This is a genomic window from Antiquaquibacter oligotrophicus (assembly GCF_020535405.1).
GTDB lineage: Bacteria > Actinomycetota > Actinomycetes > Actinomycetales > Microbacteriaceae > Rhodoglobus > Rhodoglobus oligotrophicus.
On record NZ_CP085036.1, the window covers coordinates 1,650,938 to 1,674,466 of the forward strand.

Below are 23,529 nucleotides of genomic sequence, written 5' to 3' on the forward strand. Positions count from 1 at the left end.
TCACTCGGTGGGGGTAGCCGAGGGCGCAACCCCTACGAGCCCGCGGGAACTCGCACCGTGAGGGCGCCAGGATCGACCCACGTGTGCACGGAGACGGCCTCGCCGAACTCGTCGCCGTCGAGCTGGAACTCCTGCGGGTGCTCGACGCGCAACCGGATGTCGCGAGTCTTCAGGTACGTGACATCCCGCACGTCTTTCGACAGATCGATGATCTTCCGCCCCATCGCGGACTTGCGGAGCACACCGTTCTCCCACGCAACCTTGCGCCACACCTGCGCCCAACCGAACGGTCCGCGCGGGCGCAGCGCCGCGATGTCGAGCACACCGTCGTCGGGTTCCGCCTCCGGCATGAGCAGCAGCCCACCGGGCAGCACCCCGCAGTTGCCGATGATGATCGTGTGCACGCTCATGGCGCGCTCGACCCCGCCGTCGAGGGAGTACTTGAGGCGAACGGGTTTGAGCTCGGGGAGGGAGCGCGCGATGCCGTCGATGTAGGCGAGCCATCCGACGGCCTTTTTGAGTTTCGTCGACGTGTTCTTGATCATCTTCGCGTCGAGCCCGAGCCCCGCCATGACGAGGAACGCGTGCTCCTCAGTTGCGCCGTCGGCACGCGTGATCTCGGAGATGCCCAGGTCGATGATGCGGTCTTCACCCGTGAACGCGGCCGCAACAGCCGAGTCGAGGTCGGTGAGCGGAAGCTCCAGGTTGCGGGCGAGCAGATTGCCCGTTCCGGCGGCGACGATAACGAGCGGGATGCCCGAATCACGCAAACCCTCGGCGACGGCTCGCACCGTCCCATCGCCGCCCGCAGCAAGCACCACGTCGGCTTTGCGACGGATCGCCGTGCCGACGATGCCCTGCCCCGGGTCTTCCTCGGTGGTCTCGAGCCAGATCGTCTCGCCCCATTCGGCGTCTTCTGCGGCTTTCGTCACCGCCGCGCGCAGCTTTTCGGTATCCACCTTGATGGGGTTGAAGACGACGGCCGCGACGGGCTTGCGCTCCTGGGCCTTGGGGTTCGCCACGTGCTAACGCTACCTCCTCGCTGGGTAGGCTGGTGGCGTGATCGACCCCCAGTTATTGCGCGAGAACCCCGACATCGTCAAGCGTTCGCAGATCGCGCGGGGTGCATCCGTGGATTCCGTGGACCGCGCGGTCGAAGCGGACGCTGCCCGTCGCGCCGCGATCACCGAGTTCGAGTCGCTGCGAGCGGAGCAGAACGCGTTCGGTAAGACCGTCGCATCCGCCCCCAAAGAGCAGAAGAAGGAGCTCGTCGCGCAAGCGCAGGAGCTCGCCGCACGTGTGAAGGCCGCCCAGCAGTCGGCGACGGATGCCGAGCTCGAGTTCACGCAGGCTGCGGGTGCCATCGCCAACGTCGTGCTGGAGGGGGTTCCTTCGGGTGGCGAGGACGACTGGCGGCTCATCCGTGAGCACGGGCAGCCGGCATCCTTCGATTTCGAACCCCGCGACCACGCCGAGCTCGGGGAGCTGCTCGATGTCATCGACATCGCACGCGGCGTGAAGGTTTCGGGTAGTCGTTTCTACTTTCTGAAGGGTCTCGGCGCTCGCCTCGAGTTGGCGCTCATGAACCTGGGCCTCGAGAAGGCAGTCGAGCACGGCTTCACTCCGCTCATCACTCCGACCCTCGTGCGCCCGGAGATCATGGCGGGTACGGGATTCCTTGGCGAGCACGCCGACGAGGTCTACCGTCTGGACAAGGGCGACGACCTGTACCTCACCGGCACGAGCGAGGTGGCGCTCGCCGGGTACCACTCGGACGAGATCCTTGACCTCTCGAGCGGCGCCCTGCGTTACGCCGGCTGGTCGACCTGTTACCGCCGCGAGGCGGGGTCTGCGGGTAAGGACAACCGTGGCATCCTGCGCGTGCACCAGTTCAACAAGCTGGAGATGTTCAGCTACGTGCTGCCGGAGGATGCGGAAGCGGAGCACGAGCGGCTGCTCTCGTATCAGGAGTCGATGCTGCAGGCGTGCGGCCTGTCGTACCGGGTGATCGACGTTGCGGCCGGTGACCTCGGGTCGAGCGCGGCACGCAAGTTCGACGTCGAGGCCTGGGTTCCGACCCAGGGCACGTATCGCGAGCTCACGAGCACGAGCAATTGCACGACCTACCAGGCCCGCCGTCTGGACACGCGCTACCGCACCGAGTCCGGCAAGACCGCGCCGGTGGCAACACTCAACGGAACGCTCGCGACAACCCGCTGGCTGGTCGCCATCCTCGAGACGCACCAGCAGGAGGACGGCTCCGTGGTGGTTCCGGATGCCCTGCGCCCCTACCTCGGTGGTGTCGAGGTCATCGCCCCGTGACCTCCGCGCGGTGGCTGGTCGCCCTCGACATCGATGGAACCGTTCTCCACGAGAGCGGCCACCTGAGCGACGCCGTCACCGCTGCCGTGCGTGCGGCGCGGGATGCCGGCCATGAGGTGACTCTCGCGACGGGACGCTCGGTCGCAATGACGCTCCCCATTCTGGAGCGACTCGAAATCCGGCCGGAGTACGTGGTGTGCTCGAACGGTGCGATCACACTGCGCCGTGACCCGGATGCCGTGCTGGGGTACTCGCGTTTCCACGTCGAGTCGTTCAACCCCGCCGAGGTGCTCACCACGATTCGCGACAACCTTCCGCTCGCCAACTACGCCGTCGAGGACGAGGAGGGCCACTACCGGTACACGGGGTGGTTCCCGGATGGCACGCTCGGTGCCGTCTCCGAAGCCGTCGAGTTCGACCGGCTCCTGGAGGGTCCCGCCACTCGCGTGGTTGTCATCTCCCCCGGTCACGCCATCGAGGACTTCCTCTCCGTGGTGGAGCGGATGGGTCTCCACAAGGTCAGCTACAACGTCGGCTGGACCGCATGGTTGGACATCGCACCTGACGGGGTGAACAAGGCAACGGCGCTCGAGCGAGTTCGCGAGCTGCTGGGCATCCCGCGCTCCCGTGTGCTTGCCGTGGGGGACGGCCGCAACGACATCGACATGCTCTCGTGGGCGGCCGCCGAGGGTCGTGGAGTGGCGATGGGTCAGGCTCCCGATGAGGTTGTCGCGGTGGCAAGCGAGGTCACCGGGACCGACCTCGAGGACGGCGTTGCCAGCGTTTTGGCGGCTCTCTAGCCAATTTGTCAGGGTCGCTGAGCGCCTGTCGGCTAAACTCGTGCTCTGGTCATGCCGGGGAGGGCTGTCCGAGTGGCCGATGGAGCCAGTCTTGAAAACTGGTGGGCAGCAATGTCTCGTGGGTTCGAATCCCACGCCCTCCGCTTCGTGTGAGTGCCCGCCGCGGGCATGAAGGGACGAGTAATGAGCGAACTGCGACCGAGGTCTGAGCTGCGTACAGCGACCCCAGGAATCGCCCGTCACGGACAGCTCAAGCGCAATCGCGCGTGGCCTCTCGTGCTGCAGATCCTGGGTATCTCCCTCGCCGTCGTGCTGGTCAGCACGGTGTCGGTGAGTGCCGTTGTCGTCAACTCCCTCACGTCGAAGATCGCACCGACGATCGAGCTGACGCAGCCGACCGAGGGTCCGCTGCCCCAGATCGGCGCCATCGAGGGTGGCTTCAACATCCTCATCGTCGGTAGCGACACGCGCGCTGGCCAGAACGGCATCGGCGGTGACGAGACCGAGGAGACCGGTCAGCTCAACGACGTCAACATGCTGCTGCACGTTTCGCAGGACCAGACGAACGCGGTGGCGATCTCGTTCCCGCGTGACATGGTGGTGGGCATCCCGGAGTGCACCGACAGCGACGGCGACACGAAGGGGTACTCGACGGAGCCCATCAACGTTGCCCTCTACTACGGCGGCCTCGACTGCGTCGCACAGACGGTCACCGAGCTCACCGGCCTGCCCATCCAGTTCGCCGGCATCATCACGTTCAACGGCGTGATCGCCATGGGGGACGCGATCGGCGGTGTTCCCGTGTGTGTGACGGGCCCCATCAATGACCCGTACACGGGTCTCACGATCGACGCAGCCGGAACCTACGACCTGAAGGGTGTGGATGCCCTAGCCTTCCTCCGTTCGCGTCACGGTGTGGGCGACGGAAGTGACCTCACGCGTATCGCCTCGCAGCAGGTGTACCTCTCGTCCCTCGTGCGCAAGCTGCAGGGGGAGGAGACGCTCGCGGATCCGAAGAAGGTCTACGACCTGGCATCCGCGGCGCTTACGAACATGCAGCTCTCCTCGAGCCTCGGAAGCCTCGACACGATGGTGTCGATCGCTCTTGCTCTCAAGGACATCCCGCCGTCGAACGTCACGTTTGTGCAGTACCCGGGCACCACGGGAGGCTCCGGTCTCTACGAGGGCAAGGTGCAGCCGGACACCTACGCGGGCGACCAGCTGATGCAGTACATCATCGCGGACCAGCCGTTTGCGCTGGAGGCCGAGGGTGACAACCGCGGTTCGACTGTCGACCCGAACGCGCCGGCCCCCGAGCAGCCCTCGACCCCGGACCCGACCGCGACCGAGGAGGCCGCTCCCCCCGTGGAGAAGCCGGTCGTCTCGGGTGTCACGGGTCAGACCGCCGACGCCTACACCTGCTCGATCGCGAACGAGTAGCCGCCCGCTCTTTTCCCTCCCGTGAGGTGCCCACTTCGGTGGGTGTTTCGCGGCTGAGACCCACCGAACTGGGCACCTCACGGTGAGCGGCTCGGGATGCCGTGAGATGCGGCTATGATGGCTCAGGTACTGGAGACGTCGCATAGTCCGGCCGAGTGCACCACCCTGCTAAGGTGGAGTCCCCTTATTGGGGACCGAGGGTTCAAATCCCTCCGTCTCCGCAGAACGAAAAGACCCGCCCTCGTGGCGGGTTTTTTCGTTCTGGAGGGATGGGTGGACGCGAATTCTCTCGTGGGCCCACGCCGCGCAGTCCGGACCGACCGTAGGTCGGGCCGGCGGCTCGGTGGGGAGTCAAATCCCTCCGTCTCCGCAGAATGAAAAGACCCGCCCTCGTGGCGGGTTTTTTCGTTCCACCACCTCACCGCGATCGCCGCCACGGGTTGTTCGCGAGGGACATGGCCGCGAGGAGAAGAAGAGCGGCTCCCGTGATGATCAGGGGTTCACCGAGTACAAGGCCCAACACGAAGCTCCCCACCGACAGTGTGCCCGTGAATCCAATAAGCATGTATCGGACGGACTCGCGGCCGTTGACTATCTGGGGGTTGGGCGACGCTGACGCCGAGGCATCCTCTGTCGCCTCTTGCTTGCGCTTCCTCCGCGAATCCCAGAGAAATATGGCTGAACACAACCCGAAGATGACCGCGCCGGCGAGGCTGGTCCACCACGTGAACCCCTCGGTGGGATCCGATGGCGGATCGAATGAGACGCACGGCCCACCCGGCGAAGTAGAAGGTCGCGGCCACAGCCCAGATCACACCTGACCAGAACAGAAATCGAGCAGTCACTACTCGCCGGCCTTAGGTGGGTTCTCGCCTATCGTGCCGGAGCGCCAGAAGAGGACGGGCTTCAGCAGCCACACGAATAACCCGACAAGCACGACGGCCTGAAGGATCAGTTGGGCCCACACCAGAACTGTGGTGACGGGTCCCTCCGGCGGGTCCGTCAACCTGTAGATCGACAGGCCCACCAGAGTTGCGGATGCAACGACGAAGACCACGCTCGGCCAGGTGAAGCGGCGCCACCACGTGCCGTTGTTTCCCATCCCGCCACGTTAGCGAGGGACCCTCAGCTGGCCCAGGGGTTGCGGAACGGGCTCAACTATGCCGAGTGGCATCTAGCGGTCTGACTTACCGTGACCTGACGATGTGCGTGGGTCGGGCATCCGCGGTCGCGGCGGTGTGAAGAGAACGGCACGGTCCGCGACTGCCAGCGTGGGGAAATATCCGACCAGCTGGCGATCCTTCGAGGTTGGCGCCCACGTCACCACGCGGTAGAAGGTCTCGTTGCGTGGGCCCAGCTTCAGGGCGCGCACGACGGCGGCGGGCTCGGATTTCGAGTCGCGCATGATGACCCACTCCGCCTCACCGACGGAGATGGGTGGCCACGGTGGTGTCCAGTCGCGGACAACCTCGGGACGATGTGGGGAGGGTTGAGGCGACGCCCCGTGTCGTGTGTTGCTGCCCACCGTGCCCCTCGTGTTCGAAAGCGCCCGGCCGCGCAGCATCACGGTACCGTCCACGACCGACGGGGCGGCCTATCGCACGGGCTCCTGTCGACCTGCGTCGCGACCGTGCTCGGCTTCGAACTCGATGCGCGTTCGTCGGGCGATGACCAACCGGGTCACCCCTGCCGCGAGCAGAAAAAGCGGCACGGGGAGCAACCACCATGAGGGGGTCTCTGAACTGAACGCGGAGGCAAGCCCTCCTATGAGGAGTGCGGCGCCCGCGATAGTGCCAACGGCGCCGAAGATGCGCATCCGGTCGATCGCGATGCGTTGCTGAATGAGGGAGTCGGCGGGCACAGTATCCCCTTCCTCGCGTAGACGTCCTGAGTGAACGCTATCGAGAAAACCTCACCACGGCGCGGGCTGGCGAAGCCGTCAATAGTTTGCTATCGGCGCGCTTCGTTGCTCGACGCGACGGGCCCGCGCGCGACCGTCCAGCGGCGCGACAGGATCCCGTTAGCGCATTCGAATCGTTGTGTTAGCGATCACATTCCGCATAGTGTCGAAGGGCGACCGCAACGAGGCGGAAGCAGATCACGGGGGCGTCCGCATGCGCACAAGACGAATCGCCACGGTTATCGCCGTACTCGCACTGGCCGGATCGGTGGTGGTAGCCACCCCCGCGGTGTCGGCCAACTACCCCGCGACGGCCGTCGATTTTAATGACGGAACCCTCGGCGGCTGGAGTGCCTTCGGAATCGATGGCTCGAATCTGGCGGTCGTAACCGAGGGCGGTGAGAGTTTTCTGCGGGTGAGTTCTCGCGCGAGCGACTACTCGGGAATCGCGAGCCCCACCGGCCTGCTGGTGGCGGGCAAGACCTACACGATGAGCATGCGGGTGCGGCTGGCTGCGGGTACCGCGAACACCGAGGCACGGTTCGTTGTGCAACCCGGCTACACGTGGGTCGGCAACACACCCGTGGTGGCCGGGCAGTGGACGACGGTCACCGGAACATACGAGGTGCCGACGGATGCCGCATCCGACACTCTCAGCGTCTACCTGGGCACCGGCAACCTCACCGGGCCGTACACCTACGACGTCGACGACATCCGAATCACGCGGGACACCTCGATGGCGGCGATCGCGCCCTTCCCGATTGGCGTCGCGATCGACCAGCGCGAGACGACGGGAACCGCTGCGGCCGCCGTGCTCGAGGACTACTCGCAGCTCACAGCCGAGAACCACATGAAGCCGGACTCGTTCTACGACGGCCAGCGCAACAGGCGGCTGCATCCGCAGGCCATCGCGATCATGGACTTCGCACAGGCAAACGACCTCTCGGTCTACGGCCACGTGCTCGCCTGGCACTCCCAGACCCCGTCATGGCTCTTCCAGAACAGCAGCGGTCAGGCGCTCACGACGTCGGAGACCGACCGTCAGATACTGCGCGACCGACTGCGTGCGCACATCTTCGGGGTCGCTGACCTGCTCGCAACCCGCTACGGGGAGTTCGGGGGCGGAAACCCCGTTGTCGCGTTCGACGTCGTCAACGAGGTCATTGACGACAGCGCCTCGTACCAGGACGGCATGCGCCGCAGCGAGTGGTACCGCATCCTCGGCGAGGAGTTCGTGGATCTCGCGTTCCACTACGCCGACGAGGCGTTCAACGAAACGTACGCGGCGGCCGGCGCGGATCGACCGGTCACCTTGTTCATCAACGAGTACAGCACCGAGTGGGCGGGCAAACGCGACCGCTACCAGGCACTCGTCACGCGACTCCTCGCGCGCGGCGTGCCCGTCGATGGGGTTGGGCATCAGTTCCATGTGACGGCGTCGATCAATGTCGGGCAGCTGCGCAGCGCCCTCGACGCGTTCTCCGGCCTGCCCGTGACCCAAGCGGTGACGGAGCTCGACGCGGTGACGGGCACGCCGGTCACGCCAGCCAGGCTCACCACCCAGGAGAACTTCTACCGCAGCGCTTTTGAGCTTTTCACCGAAAAAGCCGACGACCTCTACTCGGTCACCTTCTGGGGCCTTCGCGATGGCCGCAGTTGGCGGTCGGCTGATGGGGCGCCGCTTCTCCTCGACGACTCCTACAACGCGAAACCTGCCTACCGCGGTGTTATCGACGCCCTCGAGGCCGCGTACGTCGAACCCGAGCCGGAGCGCATCGTCGATCGCATTGGGGGAGCGACACGGTACGACGTGGCGGTCGGCATATCCCAAGCCGCCTACCCGACAACGGCGCCCGTTGTGTACGTGGTCAACGGTGAGGCATACCCGGATGCCCTCTCCGCTGGTCCCGCGGCGGCCCTCGAAGGCGGTCCGCTGCTGTTGGTGCGACCGAACGAGGTGCCTGCCGCGATCGCGGCCGAGATCACGCGCCTCGACCCCGCGCGGATCGTGGTGGTCGGGGGCCCGGCATCCGTGGGGGAGAGTGTCTTCACTCAGCTCGCCGGGCTCGCCGAGGAGATCGACCGGGTGGCTGGTGCCGATCGATTCGAGGTGTCGCGTGCCGTCGCGGAGTACGCCTTCGGTGACGTCGAGTACGCCTACGTGGCGACGGGTGAGAAGTTTCCCGATGCGCTCTCGGCGGGAGGGGCCGCCGGGGTGCGGGAGGCGCCCGTGATCCTCGTGCGCGGGTCGTCCCCCTCGCTCGACGCGGCGACGGCAGGAGTGCTCGGGAGCCTGAGCGCGGAGCGGGTGCGAGTGCTGGGGGGCGAGGCATCCGTGAGCGCCGGAGTCTTCGCGGATCTCGCGGCGCGAGGTGAGGCCGTTCGTCTGGGTGGGGCCGACCGGTACGAGGCCGCCAGGACGATCAACGCGGACGCCTTCGACACGGCCGAGCGTGTGCTCATCGCGACGGGCATCAATTTTCCCGATGCGCTCGCCGGGTCGGCGTGGGCTGCCGCGGCGGGTGCGCCGCTCTTCGTTGTGCCGGGGTCGTGTGTGACGCCCGGAGTGCTCGCCGACATCGACGAACTGGGAGCGTCGCACGTCACACTCCTCGGCGGCGAGGCGTCGCTGTCTCCGGCCGTGGCCGCGCTCACACCGTGCGGTTAGGGTCGGTGTGTGACGCAGATCCGCATGCTTCCCTATGACGACTGGCGACCCACGAAGGAGACACTGCACCGCTTCGCGCAGGTGGTCGGCAAGCTGAGGCTCGCGGAGAGCCCCCGCCGCAACCACTGGTGGAACGTGCCCTTCCACGTCACGGGGTCTGGCATCACGACACGACCGATGGGGCGTGGGCCCATCTTCGCGGTCGATTTCGACTTCATCGACCACCGGCTGGTTGTCGCCACTGACGAAGGCCGCCGCGCTTCTTTCAGCCTCATCGGACTGAGCGTCGCCGACTTCCACCGGGAGTTCTCGCGTGCCCTCAACGAGGTGGGCGCGGATGCCACGGCCGTCGCCCACGCGACACCCTTCGATCTCCCCGACACCGAACGCCCCTTCGCGGAGGACACCGAGCATGCGACGTACGACCCGGCGGCGGTGTCCGCGTACTGGCGCACTCTCTCCGCGGTCAACCTCATCCTCGAGGAGTTCAGCGGACGCTTCTCGGGCAAAACAAGCCCCGTGCATCATTTCTGGCACACCTTCGACATTGCCGCGACTCGGTTCTCCGATGTCGTTGTCCCGCACGATGCGAGCTCCGACTCGGTCACGCGCGAGGCGTACTCGCGTGAGGTGGTGAGCTTCGGTTTCTGGTTCGGCGACGAAAGCTACCCGGCGCCGGCGTTCTACTCCTACACATCGCCAGAGCCCGCCGGTATTGCCGAGCGCGCGTTGCCGACGGGAGCGGAGTGGCTCGACAGAGGCGCGAGCCATCTCGCCGTGTATCCGCTCGAGGCCGCCATCGCGACGGGTGACGTCCGCCGGGCTGTGCTCGCCTTCTTCCAGAGCGCCTACCTGGCGGGTGCCGAGCTGGCAGGTTGGGACATTGCGCGGTACGCGTGCGACGACGGGGTGACCGACCCGCTTCTCTCTCGCTGACGGGTCACTCAGCGAGGTTGGTCAGGCGAGGGCGCTGAGAACTCTGAGGGTCTGCGTGTAGGTAGCGTGCGGGTAGAGCGTGACGGCAGAAAGCTCCTTCAGGCGCTCAGGGAGCGGTTCGATGGCGTCGGCGACAACGAACTGGAGCAGGCTGGCGATCTGGAGAGCGAAGTCCCGCAGGTGGCCTTCGGCGACTCCCGCGTCGGCTTCGAGGTGTCGAATGCTATCGCCGTTAAAGGTGCCCAGAGTGTTCGCACCGCCAACGGCGAAGGCGAGCTCGACATTGTCGAAGACGGAAGGGTCGTGAGCGAGGACTTGCTCTCGCTGTTTGAACGGTAGCGAACTGTTGAGGTCGTAAAAGGGGGCGAGCACGCTGCGTCCCCGTACATGGCTCAGAGAGTAGTTCTTGGAGTGCCCATCGTTGTGTCCGATGATCCACGAGAAAACGTGCAGCTTCGCGAACCGCTCTTTGGCAGTCTTGGCGTCGCTGGCGCTGAGGTTGCGGTCGAAGACGGTGAAAATGTCGCGGTAGCCAGGGCCGCCATCGGCTTCATACTTCTGGACGCGCGGCGTCCCAGTGGCTTGCGCGAGGTCTTCCTGGTGGAGTCGGCGAATTGTGCCGCGGTCGTCGAAGCGGTCAAAGCGCTCAACGACGAGGACGTGCTCGCCGTCGAATTCGGCGATTGCGGATGCGGCCGCGTCTATCCCGAGCAGCCGCGCGACCTGAAGCGTGATGTGCTCCGTGACGTCGGAGCCGTGCAGCGCTTGGATGCCCGGCTTGAAGATGTGTGTCGATGGCTGGCGCCCGGAGGGCTCGAACCACTGTTCGTCGCGGAGGGTGAGCGCGAACTTGCCCTGAGCGCCGCCGAGCGAAAACCCCTCTTCGACGGCGCGATTCTGTAGCCAGTCGGAGTCGTCTTGGCGGATTTGCCTGATCCGGTCGCCGATCTCCTTGTCGGTCAGTGGCGTCAGGTTCTCCTCCTGCCTCGGTGATGTGCCCGCGGCGTAGAACTCAAGCGCGCCAGCGACATCCGCGCCGTAGACGGAGAGCAAGTCGAAGGTGCTGTCGCTGGTGAGCTGTGCTCCCTGCGCCCAGCGGGAACGGACATCAGCGCGGTCGGGTAGGAGATTGTCGAGGAACCGCTTCGTGTCGTCGTTACCGAACGGAGTATTGACGACGGGGAGTGTCACGGAGATGGGGACGGGGTCGTCCGACTCGATGTACTCGGGCAGGTAGCGCAGTTGCAGGTTGTCGCCTCGCCGGGTGACCCTGGCGACGTGTGCGTCGTAGAGGTAAACGTCGAGGGCGCGGATCACGAGAGACCCTCTGTACTGTCCGGGCCACCTTCCTGCGGCTCGGCGGTGGCCCGGAAGTCGCCTTCCGCCCGCGATTGGCCACTCAGAACGGAGCCGGGGATGGCAAGCGCACGCGAGTCGATCCGCGGTGTGATGCGTCTGTTGAGCGCGTCGACCGCGGCCTGAGCGGCATCCCACGGGGCGACTGCTGCGGGAGCGGTGGTGTCGCGATCCGTAGTGGCGTTCAGATGGACGCCGAGGTGGTCGAGGATAAGCAGTACCGTGTCGAAGGACGTGCCACCGTTGCCGCGTTCGACGCGCGCGAGGGACTGGCGGGTGATGCCCACTGCGTCCGCGATGTCCTGCTGTGTGAGGTTACGCCGGACGCGGGCATTTTTGATCAGGCGGGCAAGGTCTGAGGGCGTCTGCACCTTCACGTTGACACCTCCATCTGATGTTCAAAAATTCGCACACCGGTCGTGTGTTATATAAATCTACCTTATCCTAGATGGTAGCTAAATAGAACATCCTGAGCTGTCCAAAAATCCGACATCGTACGCGGACGTCAATGGTCTCCCGCTAACACAACAACGGCCGCCGCGATGGGGGATCGCGACGGCCGCTGCCGTGTTATTACAGCGTTAGCACGAGGTGAGTGCGAACACCTCCGGAGTGAGCGATGCCTCTCCTCCCAGGAGTGTCACGTGTGTGACGCCGAGGGTGTCGAGGTCGTCGAGCACGCCCGCGGTGACGCATGTGCCAGGCACCACGTAGAGCGGAGCTCCCGCGGCGGCGGCCCACGCGGAGCCTGCCAGCGCGTCGGGGAAGTTCAGCCCCGTCGCGATGAGCGCGTGCTCTGCGCTGTCGAATGCGTCACTGTTGATGGCTCGTGCAGCCTCGTAGCGGTTGGCGCCGCCGAGGCGCACGGTCTCACCGATCGCTTCGAGGTCGGTGAGGATGCCCGCCGTGACGGATGCCTCACCACCGAGCACTCGGATGTCGGTCGTGCCGAGCCCCTCGAGGAGGTCTGCGGTCGCGTCATCCAGAGTGCTGGCCGAACCACCAACGAGGATCACAGGTGCATCCTTCGTTCCTGCGGCACCACCGGCGGCCAACGCGTCGGGGAACTTCTCCCCCGTCGCGATGTAGGCGAACGGGACATCGTCACCGAACGCGTACTCCGCGAGGTTTCGCGAGACTTCGAAGCGGTTTGCTCCGGCGACCCGGTCGATCTCGTCGGCCTTCGCGGTGAGGGTGAAGTACACGTCGGCATTCACCGATGCGGTACCTCCCACCACAACGATCCGCTCGGGGTCGAGCCTGTCGAGCTCGGCCGCAACCACGGCGGGCACCTCGTTGGGACGCACCAGCAGGAGCGGACCGCCCTCGTTCGCGGCTGCCGGACCCGCCGACAGGGCGTCCGGGTAGTTCTCGCCGCTCGCGACGTAGACGACGGGGGCGCCGTCCGGGTAGGCCTCCTGCGAGATGTTCACCGCGACCTCGTACCGGTTGGCACCGGCGATACGGTCGACCACGATGTCACCCGGCTGAGGCTCGTCGGCCGAGAATTCCCACGTGTCGAGCTCGAAGAGGTCGCCCGCGGGGCCCGAGTAGGTGAAGTACACGTCGTGCACTCCGACTGCCCCGGTGAGGCTTGCGGTGAGCTCCGTCCACTCGCCGGTCGTTCCGCTCACGGGGAGCGTGGCGAGCACGGTGCCCGTGTTGCTTCCCGCACGAACCTGGATCTGTCCGCCAGCCTGCAGCGGCTTCACCTTGACCGTCACCGACGCGGCACCCTCGGTGCCGAAGTCGACAGCGGAGAGCGCCGTCCAGTCACCGTTGTCGATGTCCTTGACGATGAGGTTGGGTGTTCCGTTGCCGAACTGCGTCGAGACGCCGCTGACCTTCTCCGTCGCGATTCCCTTCGACCATCCGAAGGTCTCCGCCTCGAAGACGCGGAACGGGTCGAAGTTGCGCACCTGGTCGGCACCAGCGTAGGTGCCGACAACCTGCTGCACGGTGCCGTCCTCGTTGAAGTTCAGCTCCTGGATGTGCGGGCTGCGGTATCCCTGAGTGGTGTCTCCGGTGATGCGCTTGTTGAGCGTGGGCGCGTGGTACGTGAAGTAGTACTTGCCCTCGAACTCGAACACCGACTGGTGGTTGTTGCCGCCCGTGCCCGCTCCGAAGAACTGGGACTGGTTCGGGAACATGACACCCGCGTACTCTGCCGCCGTCCACACGGTCGGGTCATCCGACATCATGTAGCCAATCTGTCCGCCTCCCGGGTAGCCGGGGAGCGGCGTCTGGTTGCCACCGAAGTCGTTGCCACCGAAGTGCGACGAGTACGAGAGGTAGTACTTGTCCTCGCGCTTGAACACGTGCGCTGCCTCGAAGGCGACGGGAGCGTCCACCACGAAGGCGGTTCCCTCGGTGTTCACCATGTCGCTGGCGAGACCGATGCCGCGGATGTTCTTCGGGTTGTTGAAGCGTTCGGATGCCGGGAAGCTCGTCGACGCGGGGCCGCCACCGAAGTAGAGGTACTCCTCGCCGTCGTCATCCACGAACGGTGCAGGGTCGAACAACCAGCTCACACCGGCGGCACCGGGGGTGCTTCCGTTGATGAGTGTGCTGGAGCGTACGTTCGTCCACGGCCCGAGAGGCGAGTCGCCGACGATGACGTTGCTCGAGCCACCGCCGTTGGCGTAGTAGAGGAAGTACTTGTCCACGCCGTTGATGGTCTTCTTGGCGAAGCCCGGTGCCCACGAGTTGTTCGTGTACGGGGCGATACCTTGCGGGCCCGCGACCTGAATCTCACCGTGGTCGACCCAGTTCACCATGTCCTCCGAGGAGATCAGAGTGATCTGGTTGATGTTGCCGTAGTTGATTCCGGGAGAGATGCCGGTGTTGGCGTCCGGCGCGTAACCCTGCGTGTCGTTTGTCATGAACATGTACACGCGGCCGTTCTCGGCGTAACCGAAACCGTCGGCACCGAACTTGTGTCCGATGAGTGGGTTGTGGTCACCCGGGAGCTTTCCGACGACCTCGATCGTCTTGGAGCCGGGAGTGGGTGGCGGAGGCGGCGCCGTGCCGACGAGCGACACATCATCGACGATGAAGTCCATGAGGTGTGTGTCGGGTGCCGTGCTCGGCGTTTGCGTCCACGGGGTCTCCAGGAAGAGCCGCGCAGTCGCAACACTTTGGTTCGCGGGGATCGTGAACGTCGTGTTGATGTAACCCCACTGCCCACGGGCCGGCGTCACGGTACCGAGGTTGGTGTACGTGCTGCCCCCGTAGTGCATGGTCGCGAAGAACTGCTTCGTCGCCGGGCTATTGGGGTTGGTGTACTTGATGCGCGCCTTGATCGTGTAGGTGCCACCCGCGGTCACCTTCCCGCTCAAATCCTGCATCGGCCCAGAGCCGGTCGTCTGGCGACCGGTCGTCAGCACGGCATTGCTGCCGGAGAACGCGTCCGTTGTGAGCGACAGGGCCGCACCATCCGAAGCGTTTCCGTTGTTGACGAACCAGCCGGTCAGTCCGCTCTCGAAGCCGCCGTTGACGATGAGTTCTTCGTCGGCGGCCTGCGATGCTGTCGCCGCGAAGGTCGTCGACATCAGCGCTACGAGTGCTGCGGTCACGAGTGCCCGGGTGGACACCCTCGTTTTCCTTACTCTCACCTGATCCTCCTTGATCGTTGTGATGGATGTGTGGGTCATGCGCACGGTGTGAGGTCTGCGACCTCGGGCGTGAGGGATGCCTCGCCGCCGAGCAGCGTCACGTGGGTGACACCGAGCGACTCGAGGTCGGCGAGAACTCCCGTGGTGACGCAGCTCTGCGGTGCCACGTAGAGCGGAGCACCGACGAAGGCTGCCCACGCCGAGCCAGCGAGTGCGTCGGGGAAGTTCAGTCCCGTGGCAATGAAGGCCCGCTCTGCGGATTCGAACGCGTCCGAGTTGATCGTGCGCGCCGCCTCGTAGCGGTTGGCACCGCCGAGACGCGTGGCGGGAGCGACGGCGTTGACACCGGCGAAGACACCGGGGCTCACGGATGCCTCGCCACCGAGCACTCGCGTCTTTTCAGCGCCGAGCGCCTCGAGCAGGTCGGCCGTCTCGTCGTCCAGTGCGGTGGCGGAGCCTCGCACGAGCACCACGGGGGCGTTACGCGAACCGGCCGCGCCGCCAGCGGCGAGGGCATCCGGGAACGTCTCACCCGTCGCGAGGTACACGAGCGGCACATCCTCGCCGAACGCGTACTCCGCGATCGACCGCGACACCTCGTAACGGTTGGCACCGGCGATGCGCAACGTCTCGTCGGTGAGGGCCGAGAGGTCATTGAACACTCCCTCCGTCACCGAGGCCGTTCCGCCGACGACGACGATCTTGTCGGGGTCGAGGCGTTCGATCTCGTCGGCGATAACCTGCGGGATCGCGTTCGGCTGAACGAGAAGCAGCGGGCCACCTTCGTGCGCGGCCGCGGGCCCCGCGGACAGCGCGTCCGGGTAGTTGGCTCCGCTCGCAACGTAAACGACGGGCGCGGTGTCCGGGTAGGCCTCCTGCGAGATGTTTGCCGCGACCTCATAGCGGTTGGCTCCCGCGATGCGGTCTACGGTCACATCCCCTGGGTCAACCGAACCTTCGGCGATGACCGCGAGCTTCGCGAGTTCCAGGCTCAGCTCACGCTCGGGTGCGTCGATCTGGTTCTGCGAACCCGGTGTGCCCGCGAGCGCGGCAGTGGCCTTGGCGAGGGCATCCTGCATCGCCGCCCAGGCCTCGGTCGGGTAGTCGCCCTCGTCGAGCGTCGCTGCGTGGGCAACGGCGGCCTCGAGGTCGGTCTCGTCGAGTGGGAGGTTCTCCGCCGTCAGCACGTCGCTCAGGGCGAAGTAGTCGACGTCGACGTGTCCGCCCGTGGTCTGGGTCGCGTAGTTGAAGATCGCAACCCGGTGCCCCATGAAGTGCGTGAGGTTGCCGTCGAGCGAGAGCGGGCCCTGCGCGTTACCGAGCTGAGTCCACGTGCTGCCGTCGGTGCTGTAGTAGAACGTCGTCCACAGCTGACCGCCGGTGCGGGCGAAGTCGAGGTCGGCCTTGAGGTAGACCTCGGTCGCGGAGCCGAGATCCGCCGTTGTTCCGGACACGAAGTTCTCGATCGTGGAGCGGTTGATGGTCGCCTGGAACGGCTGACCGCGATGCACAACACCCACGGTGTTGACGCCGTCCACGCGCTTCACTGCGACGTAGGAGAAGTCACGGTTGTAGGCCGCGAGTCCGCTGACGTCTCCGTTGTTCATTCCCGAGATGTCGAGCTTGATCTCCGCCGACTGGGTGGGGCCGAACGTGCGCTGGGAGAGCGAGTTGCGCGCCTCCTCGAGCCAGGTCATCTGACCGAGGTTGTTGCGGTGAGTGTAGTTACCCGTGACGACCTTGCCTGTCGTGAGGCGCAACCATCCCTCCCGGTCGGTGAGCGACCAGTAGCGGTTGTCGGGCGCGTGGTTCCACTGCCACACCATGTCGAGGTTGGAACCGTTCGGTTCGATCTCGTCGGCGGTCGGCTGCTCCACGGTGGGTGCCGATCCGACGATCGACACGTCGTCCATGAGGAACGAGACGGAGGATGTCGCGGGCTGCGGGTTGCCCCACGGCGTCTCGATCGCGAACTTCACGTTCGACACGTTGGCGTTCGACGGCACCGTGTAGGTGCGCGTGAGCGTGCGCCAGTCGCCCGGCTGAACGTTGTTCGTCGAGGTGCACGTGAGACCGACGGGTGTGCCGAAGTCGAGGCACAGGTTGTAGGTCATCGCCGCCGTGTGCTGGTGCTTGACCTTCGCCGTGATCGTGTAGGTCGCACCCACCTGCAGCTTGTTCGCGAACACCTGGTTCGCGGTCGAACCGTTGAGGGTGCGGTTGCTCACGAGGAGGGCGGCAGAACCCGTCGCGGGGCCTGTCGTGTCCTTCGCGATCGTGGCACTGAACTGCGCCGCCCAGGGTGCAACGGTCTCATCCTCGAAGCCGGGGTTCTGCACGAGGTTCACACCCAGCAGCGACGGGTCGAAGGTCGGCGCCGTCGGAATCGTCCACGTCTCGTCCTGATAGGAGCGGTAGGGCGCATCGTTCGCGAAGTCGTCGGAGCGCACGATCGACTTCTGCTGCTCGAGCTGCTCCTCGGCGTCGCTGAGCCTGATGGGCTTGTCGAAGGAGCCGTTCACGGGAACCACTCCGTTGTTACCGAAGGTCGGCCATCCGTCGCTCCAGGTCGCGGGGATGAGCGCGGGCACACGTCCGATGGGGAAGGTGTCACGGAAGAAGTAGCCGTGCCAGTCGAGCTCGCCGTCCTCGCCGGTGACGGGGACGAGGCTGCCCTGGGCGAAACCGTTGGAGTTGAGCACACCGCGCGACTCGTACGGTGCAGGGGTGGGGTCGAGGCGTCCGAGCAGGTCCGTCGAGCGGAAAAGCGCGACCTGTCGGCCGGAACTCGGCCACGTGATCATGACGATGTAGTAGTAGCCGTCGATGTAGAAGGCTTGAGCGCCCTCGAAGAGTCCGCTTGTGCCGACGTACGGGAACTGGGAGTAGTCGGAGCGGGGGATGAGCGTGCCGTAGTCCTGCTCGATGGCCGTGAGCGTCGAGTTCAGGCGAACGATGTTGACGCCGCCGTACACGATGTACGGGGTTCCGCCGTTGGGGGTATCGAAGAACAGGGACGGGTCGTGGAGGCTGCGACCGAGGGGTGCCTTGGACCAGGAACCGTTCTCGATGTCGTCCGTGCTGTAGATCACCGCGCCGCCGAGGTTCAGCGAATTCACGAGCACGTAGAAGGTGCCGTCGTGGTAGCGGAGGGATGACGCCCACTGGCCTTGGCCGTAGGAGCTCGCGCCGTTGCGCAGCGAGTAGGCGTCGTTGATGGTGAAGCGGTCGAACGCGTAGTTGACGATCTCCCAGTTGACGAGATCGTAGGACTTCATGATCGGAGCACCGGGGCTCAACTGCATGGTCGTGCTGACCTTGTAGTAGATGTCGCGACCCTCGTCGTTCTCGGCGGCCGGGACCATGTCCACGGAGACATCGGGAACGTCGGAGTTCATGTGGGGGACGGTGTAGGTGCCGTCGCCGGCATCCGTCGTCGTGTACGACGGCTTGGGATCCCAGGGTTCAGCGGCGCTCGCCGCGGAACCCACCGCGAAGAGACCGGCACCCAGAAGGGCCCCCGTGGTGACGATCGACGCGGCGGCGAGCGCGCCGCGAGACGGTTGAGACATGTGCACTCCCTTGTGAGATGTCGCAGCATCGACCCACGACGTCGTGGGGCGATGAAAACGCCGACGAACGCTGTCGGCGCCGCCATGTTAGCGTGCACATTTACCGGCAGACAAGGGGGTTCGCCCCGCGAACGGGGGTGAAAGCGCTTACGGCGAGTGCGCGAATCGCCGGCATCCCATAACTCACTCGCCGAAGAGCGGCCATTTATGTGAGCGTTAACCGGAGCGAACCCCTGGAGCATTACCCCACCGCGGTTGCCGCTGAGCCGATCACCCCGATGACGTCCGATGCGTGGGTCTGCATGGCCAGATGGGGGGCGTCCAGCTCCACCACGTCTCTGAACTGGGCACGCTCGTATCCGAATCGTTCGACGTCTGGGTTGATCGTGCGGTCCGCGGCGGACACTATTCCCCAGCTCGGCTTCGATGTCCACGCCGAGACAGGAGCAGGCTCCTCGAAGACCACAGACGCGAGAGGTCGTTGCGATACGGCGAGCACCTCCGCTAGCGCCGGGTCGAGGCCGCGAGCGAACAGATCAGGAAACTCGTCGATCTTCACCGACACGTCGGTGATCTGACCTTCTTGCGTCATGACGGGCGTGAAAACGAGGTTCGGGGCTAACGGAGAATCCGGGAACCGCCCCTGAAGTTGCCCAATCGTCTCTCCCTCGGCCGGGACGTAGCCGGAAACGCACACCAAGCCAACGACGTTCTCGGCCATTCCGGCGATGCCAGCTACGGCTCCGCCGTACGAATGCCCTGCGACGACTACGGGGCCGTCGATCTGCTCGATGAACTGCCTAATTGAGTCGGAGTCTCCGATCAGACTCCGGTTGTAACCGGCGGGGACGCGCACGGCGTACCCCTTGTCGAGGAGGCCCCGTGTGACGGGAGCCCAACTTGATGCGTCCGCGAACGCTCCGTGCACAAGCACGATGGTGATTGGCATGACTGACCTTCTTCCTCATAGCGGTAACCGCTCGAAGCGAGGCTGCTTCGGCGGCGCCTGGAGGCTTTGACGTCAGCCCATGTATCCCTTCGCCGAAAGCCATCCAAGTACGTCGTCGGCAACGTCGCGCCAGCCGTTGTCGATCGTGAGGGAGTGACCCTTGCCCTTGAATTCATGGAGCTCGGTCGACGCGCTCGAGTCCCCGTATAGGGCGAATGCGGCCTTGGTTGTTGCGGCGGGAACCGTGTGATCCGAGCCGGCCGAGATCATGAGAAGCGGTCCGCGATCGGGTCGAGAGGTGTCGACAAAGGCGGGGGATGCCGCGTCCCGATTGGCGCTCGCGACCTCGAAGAGTGGCCGCCCCGGGGAGGGAATCGACCAAAGCTCCCACAGGCGGTCCGACTGCTCTCGGTCGATTGCGTTCCCGAACCCGTAGCGAAACTGCCGGCGCGACAGGGCAACGGCGCGTTCGCGATTACTCCGTCGTGAGAGCACGGGGAGGGCAGACCTCAATTGTGCGAACGGCAGGGACCGAACGCCCTTGATGGGTGCCGGGCTAATCGCAACGGCTGCATCGACACGATCCTCTGCGAGGAGCCGTTGTGCGATGAGCCCGCCGAACGAGTGGCCGATCACGATCGGTCGCGTCTCTCGCGGCGGAAGGAGTCCGCCGAAGTGATTGACGAGGTCGTCGATGCCCCGGCCCGCCTGGCTGTCAGCGTTCGTCCGCGCGGTCGCGGGGGCGGATGCTTCGCCGGGCCACGTGTGGGCCGAAGTCTCGAAACCCTCGTCGACGAAGAACTTCTCCCACGGGGCCCACGAGGCGTGGGAGAGCCACAGGCCATGAATGAACGCGATATGAGTCATGGCTTCCCCGATCACGAAAGCTGCTCAGGATGATGTGTGGAGAAAGCCTAGCTGGAGTGACACTCTACTGACTAGAGCAAAACTATAAAATCGCTGCGGCTACACGATCGGTCAGCCACGCCGTGGCAGTGTCGACGCCCCACCCGAAGCCATCAGACGCAAGAACGAACTGGCCGTGGTGAAAGTGGAAGTACACGATGCGAGCCGCGTCGATGAGTTCCAAGCCCGCGCGAAGCGCGCCCTGACTTTCGAGGGGCGCGAGGATGAGGCTGAGCGCATCGAGGTGACGGGAATTTGCGGTCTCCAGAAACTCCCGAGCACTCGCGGTCGAGCTCGCGGCGGCGATCACGATGTTGATGATGTCGCCCGACTCTCGGTAGATGTCGATGTAACCCTGGGCAAGCACGTCGAGCTTGGCGCGCGCATCCTCCACGGCCGCGCACTTCTCGATGATCTCCTGCACGAGGCTGCCCGCAGTCCAGAGATCCATGAGGGAGGACAGCAAGCCCTCCTTGCCGCCACATTGCGCATAAACCGTTGCGGGTGAGACGCCAGCCTCGGCCGCGATCGTGTCGACCGTAGTTGCCGCGTAACCTTGCGCAGCAAACAATCGTCGGGCTGCCGAGACTACGTCGCGACGAGTCTGCTGCGCGTACTCGTCCCTCCGGCTCCTGGGGCGTGCAATCTCGACCACCGATTCAGCCTAGGCGCGGCGCCGCCGTCGAGTCACGTACGAGAAGACGCGTTTCCAGTCGAACGTGGCGCGAATCCGGTGTGCCGCCTTCGAGGAGCGTCATGAGGATTTCGGCGGCGATCGCGCCGAGCGATTGCATTCCCTGGCGCACCGTGGTGAGAGGCGGACTGATGCGCGCTGCCTCCGGTATGTCATCGAAGCCCACAACAGAGAGCTCGGTTGGTACCTCGATCCCCAGCTCGCCAGCCGCTTGGATGACGGCGATAGCCGAGAGGTCGTTGGCGGCGAAGATTGCCGTCGGTCGGTCGGATCTCGTCAACATGTCAGTCGCCGTCTCGCGCGAGATATCCGTTTCGTAGAGGCCGACGCGCACGAGAGATGGGTCGAAGTCGAGCCCAGCGTCGGAGAGGGCCTGCCGGTAGCCGGCCTCGCGGAGACGCGAGGACCGAAGATCGGGGCGACCGGCGACGTATCCGATTCGTCGGTGACCCAGCTCGATCAGGTGAGTGGTCGCTTGAAGGGCCCCCGCGAAGCTGTCGGATTCGACGGTGGGGATGTCGGCTGGGCCGGTGTGGGGGTCGATCGCGACGATCGGTACATCGGTTGCGACATCCAGCACGCTCGGCGTGACAAGGATGGCGCCGTCGATGAGCGTCCCCGACAGGCGGGAAAGTGACCGCCGTTCCCAGCCGGAACTGCCGTGCTGACGTGTGCCGCTATAGGCGAGGACCTCGTATCGAGTACCTCGAAGTCCACTCGCGACGCCCTTGAGTACCTCCGCGCTGAACGGCTCGAAGTCGGGAACGAGGATGCCGATGACCCCGGTGCGTCTCGCGCGCATACTGCTCGCGACGAGACTCGATTCGTATCCGAGTTCGCCCGCGATCTGGGAGATCCGTTCCGCGGTCTCCGTCGAGATCCCGTAGCGACCGTTGAGCGCTTTCGAGACCGTTGAGACGGACACTCCTGCCGCCTTCGCGACATCGCCAATTGTCGTCCGCCGCTTCATGCCCCTGATACTAGGCCAAGGAAAATGTTTTCGAAAACGTTTGACGGTCGCGCGAGGCCGAGCAATACTCGCCGCAACCAATGGCGTCGTCGGCACGCCACTCAATGAGGAGAAGAAGGCAGATGAAGACAGGCAGGATTTTTGCGGGCACCACCGCCCTGCTCGCCGGGGCACTGGCTCTGAGCGGTTGCGCGGCGCCCAGCGACGACGGGTCGGTATCGATGACCCTGTGGCACAACTCGACGACAGGTCCAGGACAGGAGTTCTGGGAGGCCACCGTCGCCGACTTCGAGGCAGACAACCCGGGTATCACCATCGAGATCCAAGCGATCCAGAACGAAGACCTCGACGGCAAACTTCAGACAGCGCTCAACGCCGGCGACGCCCCGGACATCTTCCTCCAGCGCGGTGGCGGCAAGATGGCAGCGATGGTCGCTGCCGGCCAACTCAAAGACCTCACGGGCTCCATTTCGGACACGGCGCGTGAGGAGATCACCGAAGGCTCGTTCTCCGCGAACTCACTCGACGACAAGATTTGGGCGATGCCCATAGCAGTGCTCCCCGGTGGTTTCTTCTACAGCCAGGACCTGTTCGACGCTGCGGGTATCTCGCAGAACCCGACGACCATGCCAGAACTCGAGGAGGCCGTCGAATCACTCAAAGCGACAGGGGTGGCCCCTGTCGCGGTCGGAGCCAAGGATGCCTGGCCAGCCGCGTTCTACTACTACTTCTCGGCGCTGCGCGAGTGCAGCCCCGACACTCTCGCCGCCACCGCAGAGTCGCTCGTCTTCGACGACCCGTGCTGGCTCGCGGCGGCGGAGAACGTTGAAGCGTTCGCGGCGACCGATCCTTTCAATGAGGGCTTCCTCACGACGACCGCTCAGCAGGGGGCTGGCAGCTCGGCGGGACTCATCGCCAACCACCAGGCGGGGATGGAACTCATGGGGGCGTGGAACCCCGGCGTCATCGCCTCGCTCACCCCAGACCAGGAGCCCCTCCCCGATCTAGCGTGGTTCCCGTTCCCGGAGATCGAGGGCGGAGCGGGCGAGCCCGGTTCGATCCTCGCCGGAGTCGACGGGTACTCGTGCTCGGTGGATGCTCCGGATGCGTGCGTCGACTTCCTCAACTACATCGCCACCTCCGATGTTCAAGAGGCCTACTACGCCGCGTACAACGCGCCCGTCGTGAACACGGTCGCGCAGGAGGTCATCACCGAGCCCTATCTCCAGCAGATCCTCGAGGCCTACAACGCGGCGCCGTTCGTGTCGCCGTGGCTCGACACCGTCTACGGCCAGAACGTCGGTAACGCACTCAACGTCGCGGTCGTGGAACTCCTTGCGGGCAACCTCGATCCGGAGGGACTTGTGGCCGCGGTCAACGACGCGGCCGCGAAGGGATAGGG

Annotated in this window: 19 protein-coding genes and 2 tRNA genes; 8 read left to right on the top strand and 13 right to left on the bottom strand. The window is 65.3% G+C overall.

From position 1 onward, the window contains the following. Positions 1-32 precede the first annotated feature (32 nt). Positions 33-1,022, bottom strand: a complete 990-nt coding sequence (locus LH407_RS08240) for a diacylglycerol/lipid kinase family protein (RefSeq protein WP_322134469.1) — start codon at positions 1,020-1,022, stop codon at positions 33-35. Between the two features lie 37 nt (positions 1,023-1,059). On the opposite strand from LH407_RS08240, the gene serS reads away from it, so the two are divergent. The 5 genes from serS to LH407_RS08265 all read left to right on the top strand — a co-directional run bounded on the left by serS (position 1,060) and on the right by LH407_RS08265 (position 4,783). Then, a complete protein-coding gene (gene serS, locus LH407_RS08245) occupies positions 1,060-2,322 on the top strand; it encodes a serine--tRNA ligase (protein ID WP_322134468.1) in 1,263 nt (420 codons plus the stop codon). After that, positions 2,319-3,122, top strand: a complete 804-nt coding sequence (locus LH407_RS08250; RefSeq protein WP_322134467.1) for an HAD family hydrolase — start codon at positions 2,319-2,321, stop codon at positions 3,120-3,122. The genes serS and LH407_RS08250 overlap by 4 nt, the downstream gene beginning before the upstream one ends. Positions 3,123-3,180: 58 nt before the next feature. Then, positions 3,181-3,265 (top strand) — tRNA-Ser (locus LH407_RS08255). A gap of 40 nt (positions 3,266-3,305) precedes the next feature. Then, positions 3,306-4,562 carry an LCP family protein gene (locus tag LH407_RS08260; protein ID WP_322134466.1) on the top strand — a complete coding sequence of 419 codons (1,257 nt, stop codon included), beginning with the start codon at positions 3,306-3,308 and terminating at the stop codon, positions 4,560-4,562. Between the two features lie 131 nt (positions 4,563-4,693). Next, positions 4,694-4,783, top strand: a tRNA-Ser gene (locus LH407_RS08265). 197 nt (positions 4,784-4,980) lie between these two features. On the opposite strand, the gene LH407_RS08270 is transcribed toward LH407_RS08265, so the two are convergent. The 4 genes from LH407_RS08270 to LH407_RS08285 all read right to left on the bottom strand — a co-directional run bounded on the left by LH407_RS08270 (position 4,981) and on the right by LH407_RS08285 (position 6,423). Further along, positions 4,981-5,127: a hypothetical protein gene (locus LH407_RS08270; RefSeq protein WP_322134465.1), complete on the bottom strand. Its 147-nt coding sequence runs from the start codon at positions 5,125-5,127 to the stop codon at positions 4,981-4,983. A 279-nt stretch (positions 5,128-5,406) separates the two neighbouring features. Continuing rightward, the gene (locus LH407_RS08275) at positions 5,407-5,664 is read right to left on the bottom strand and encodes a hypothetical protein (protein ID WP_322134464.1); all 258 of its coding nucleotides are present in this window, start codon (positions 5,662-5,664) and stop codon (positions 5,407-5,409) included. 72 nt (positions 5,665-5,736) lie between these two features. Continuing rightward, positions 5,737-5,967 (bottom strand): hypothetical protein, encoded by a 231-nt coding sequence (locus LH407_RS08280; protein WP_322134463.1) that lies wholly within the window; start codon positions 5,965-5,967, stop codon positions 5,737-5,739. Between the two features lie 189 nt (positions 5,968-6,156). Next, positions 6,157-6,423: a hypothetical protein gene (locus LH407_RS08285; protein ID WP_322134462.1), complete on the bottom strand. Its 267-nt coding sequence runs from the start codon at positions 6,421-6,423 to the stop codon at positions 6,157-6,159. 253 nt (positions 6,424-6,676) lie between these two features. On the opposite strand from LH407_RS08285, the gene LH407_RS08290 reads away from it, so the two are divergent. Then, a complete protein-coding gene (locus LH407_RS08290; protein ID WP_322134461.1) occupies positions 6,677-9,130 on the top strand; it encodes an endo-1,4-beta-xylanase in 2,454 nt (817 codons plus the stop codon). Between the two features lie 9 nt (positions 9,131-9,139). Further along, positions 9,140-10,066, top strand: coding sequence for a DUF5996 family protein (locus tag LH407_RS08295; protein WP_322134460.1), 927 nt, complete (start codon positions 9,140-9,142; stop codon positions 10,064-10,066). 21 nt (positions 10,067-10,087) lie between these two features. Here LH407_RS08295 and LH407_RS08300 read toward each other — a convergent pair whose 3' ends face one another. The 8 genes from LH407_RS08300 to LH407_RS08335 form a co-directional block, all read right to left on the bottom strand. Beyond that, positions 10,088-11,383 (bottom strand): HipA domain-containing protein, encoded by a 1,296-nt coding sequence (locus tag LH407_RS08300; RefSeq protein WP_322134459.1) that lies wholly within the window; start codon positions 11,381-11,383, stop codon positions 10,088-10,090. After that, the gene (locus LH407_RS08305) at positions 11,380-11,799 is read right to left on the bottom strand and encodes a helix-turn-helix transcriptional regulator (protein WP_322134458.1); all 420 of its coding nucleotides are present in this window, start codon (positions 11,797-11,799) and stop codon (positions 11,380-11,382) included. The genes LH407_RS08300 and LH407_RS08305 overlap by 4 nt, the downstream gene beginning before the upstream one ends. Before the next feature lie 204 nt (positions 11,800-12,003). Then, positions 12,004-15,015, bottom strand: a complete 3,012-nt coding sequence (locus LH407_RS08310; protein ID WP_322134457.1) for a cell wall-binding repeat-containing protein — start codon at positions 15,013-15,015, stop codon at positions 12,004-12,006. 56 nt (positions 15,016-15,071) lie between these two features. Next, a complete protein-coding gene (locus tag LH407_RS08315) occupies positions 15,072-18,608 on the bottom strand; it encodes a cell wall-binding repeat-containing protein (RefSeq protein ID WP_322134456.1) in 3,537 nt (1,178 codons plus the stop codon). Positions 18,609-18,849: 241 nt separating this feature from the next. Continuing rightward, on the bottom strand, positions 18,850-19,557 hold the full coding sequence (locus LH407_RS08320) for an alpha/beta hydrolase (protein ID WP_322134455.1): 708 nt from the start codon (positions 19,555-19,557) through the stop codon (positions 18,850-18,852). A gap of 72 nt (positions 19,558-19,629) precedes the next feature. Next, complete coding sequence (locus LH407_RS08325) at positions 19,630-20,424, bottom strand: alpha/beta hydrolase (protein WP_322134454.1); 795 nt, start codon at positions 20,422-20,424, stop codon at positions 19,630-19,632. 82 nt (positions 20,425-20,506) lie between these two features. Next, the gene (locus tag LH407_RS08330; protein ID WP_322134453.1) at positions 20,507-21,118 is read right to left on the bottom strand and encodes a TetR/AcrR family transcriptional regulator; all 612 of its coding nucleotides are present in this window, start codon (positions 21,116-21,118) and stop codon (positions 20,507-20,509) included. A 4-nt stretch (positions 21,119-21,122) separates the two neighbouring features. Further along, the gene (locus LH407_RS08335; RefSeq protein WP_322134452.1) at positions 21,123-22,127 is read right to left on the bottom strand and encodes a LacI family DNA-binding transcriptional regulator; all 1,005 of its coding nucleotides are present in this window, start codon (positions 22,125-22,127) and stop codon (positions 21,123-21,125) included. A gap of 122 nt (positions 22,128-22,249) precedes the next feature. On the opposite strand from LH407_RS08335, the gene LH407_RS08340 reads away from it, so the two are divergent. Continuing rightward, complete coding sequence (locus LH407_RS08340) at positions 22,250-23,527, top strand: extracellular solute-binding protein (RefSeq protein ID WP_322134451.1); 1,278 nt, start codon at positions 22,250-22,252, stop codon at positions 23,525-23,527. Positions 23,528-23,529 lie beyond the last annotated feature (2 nt).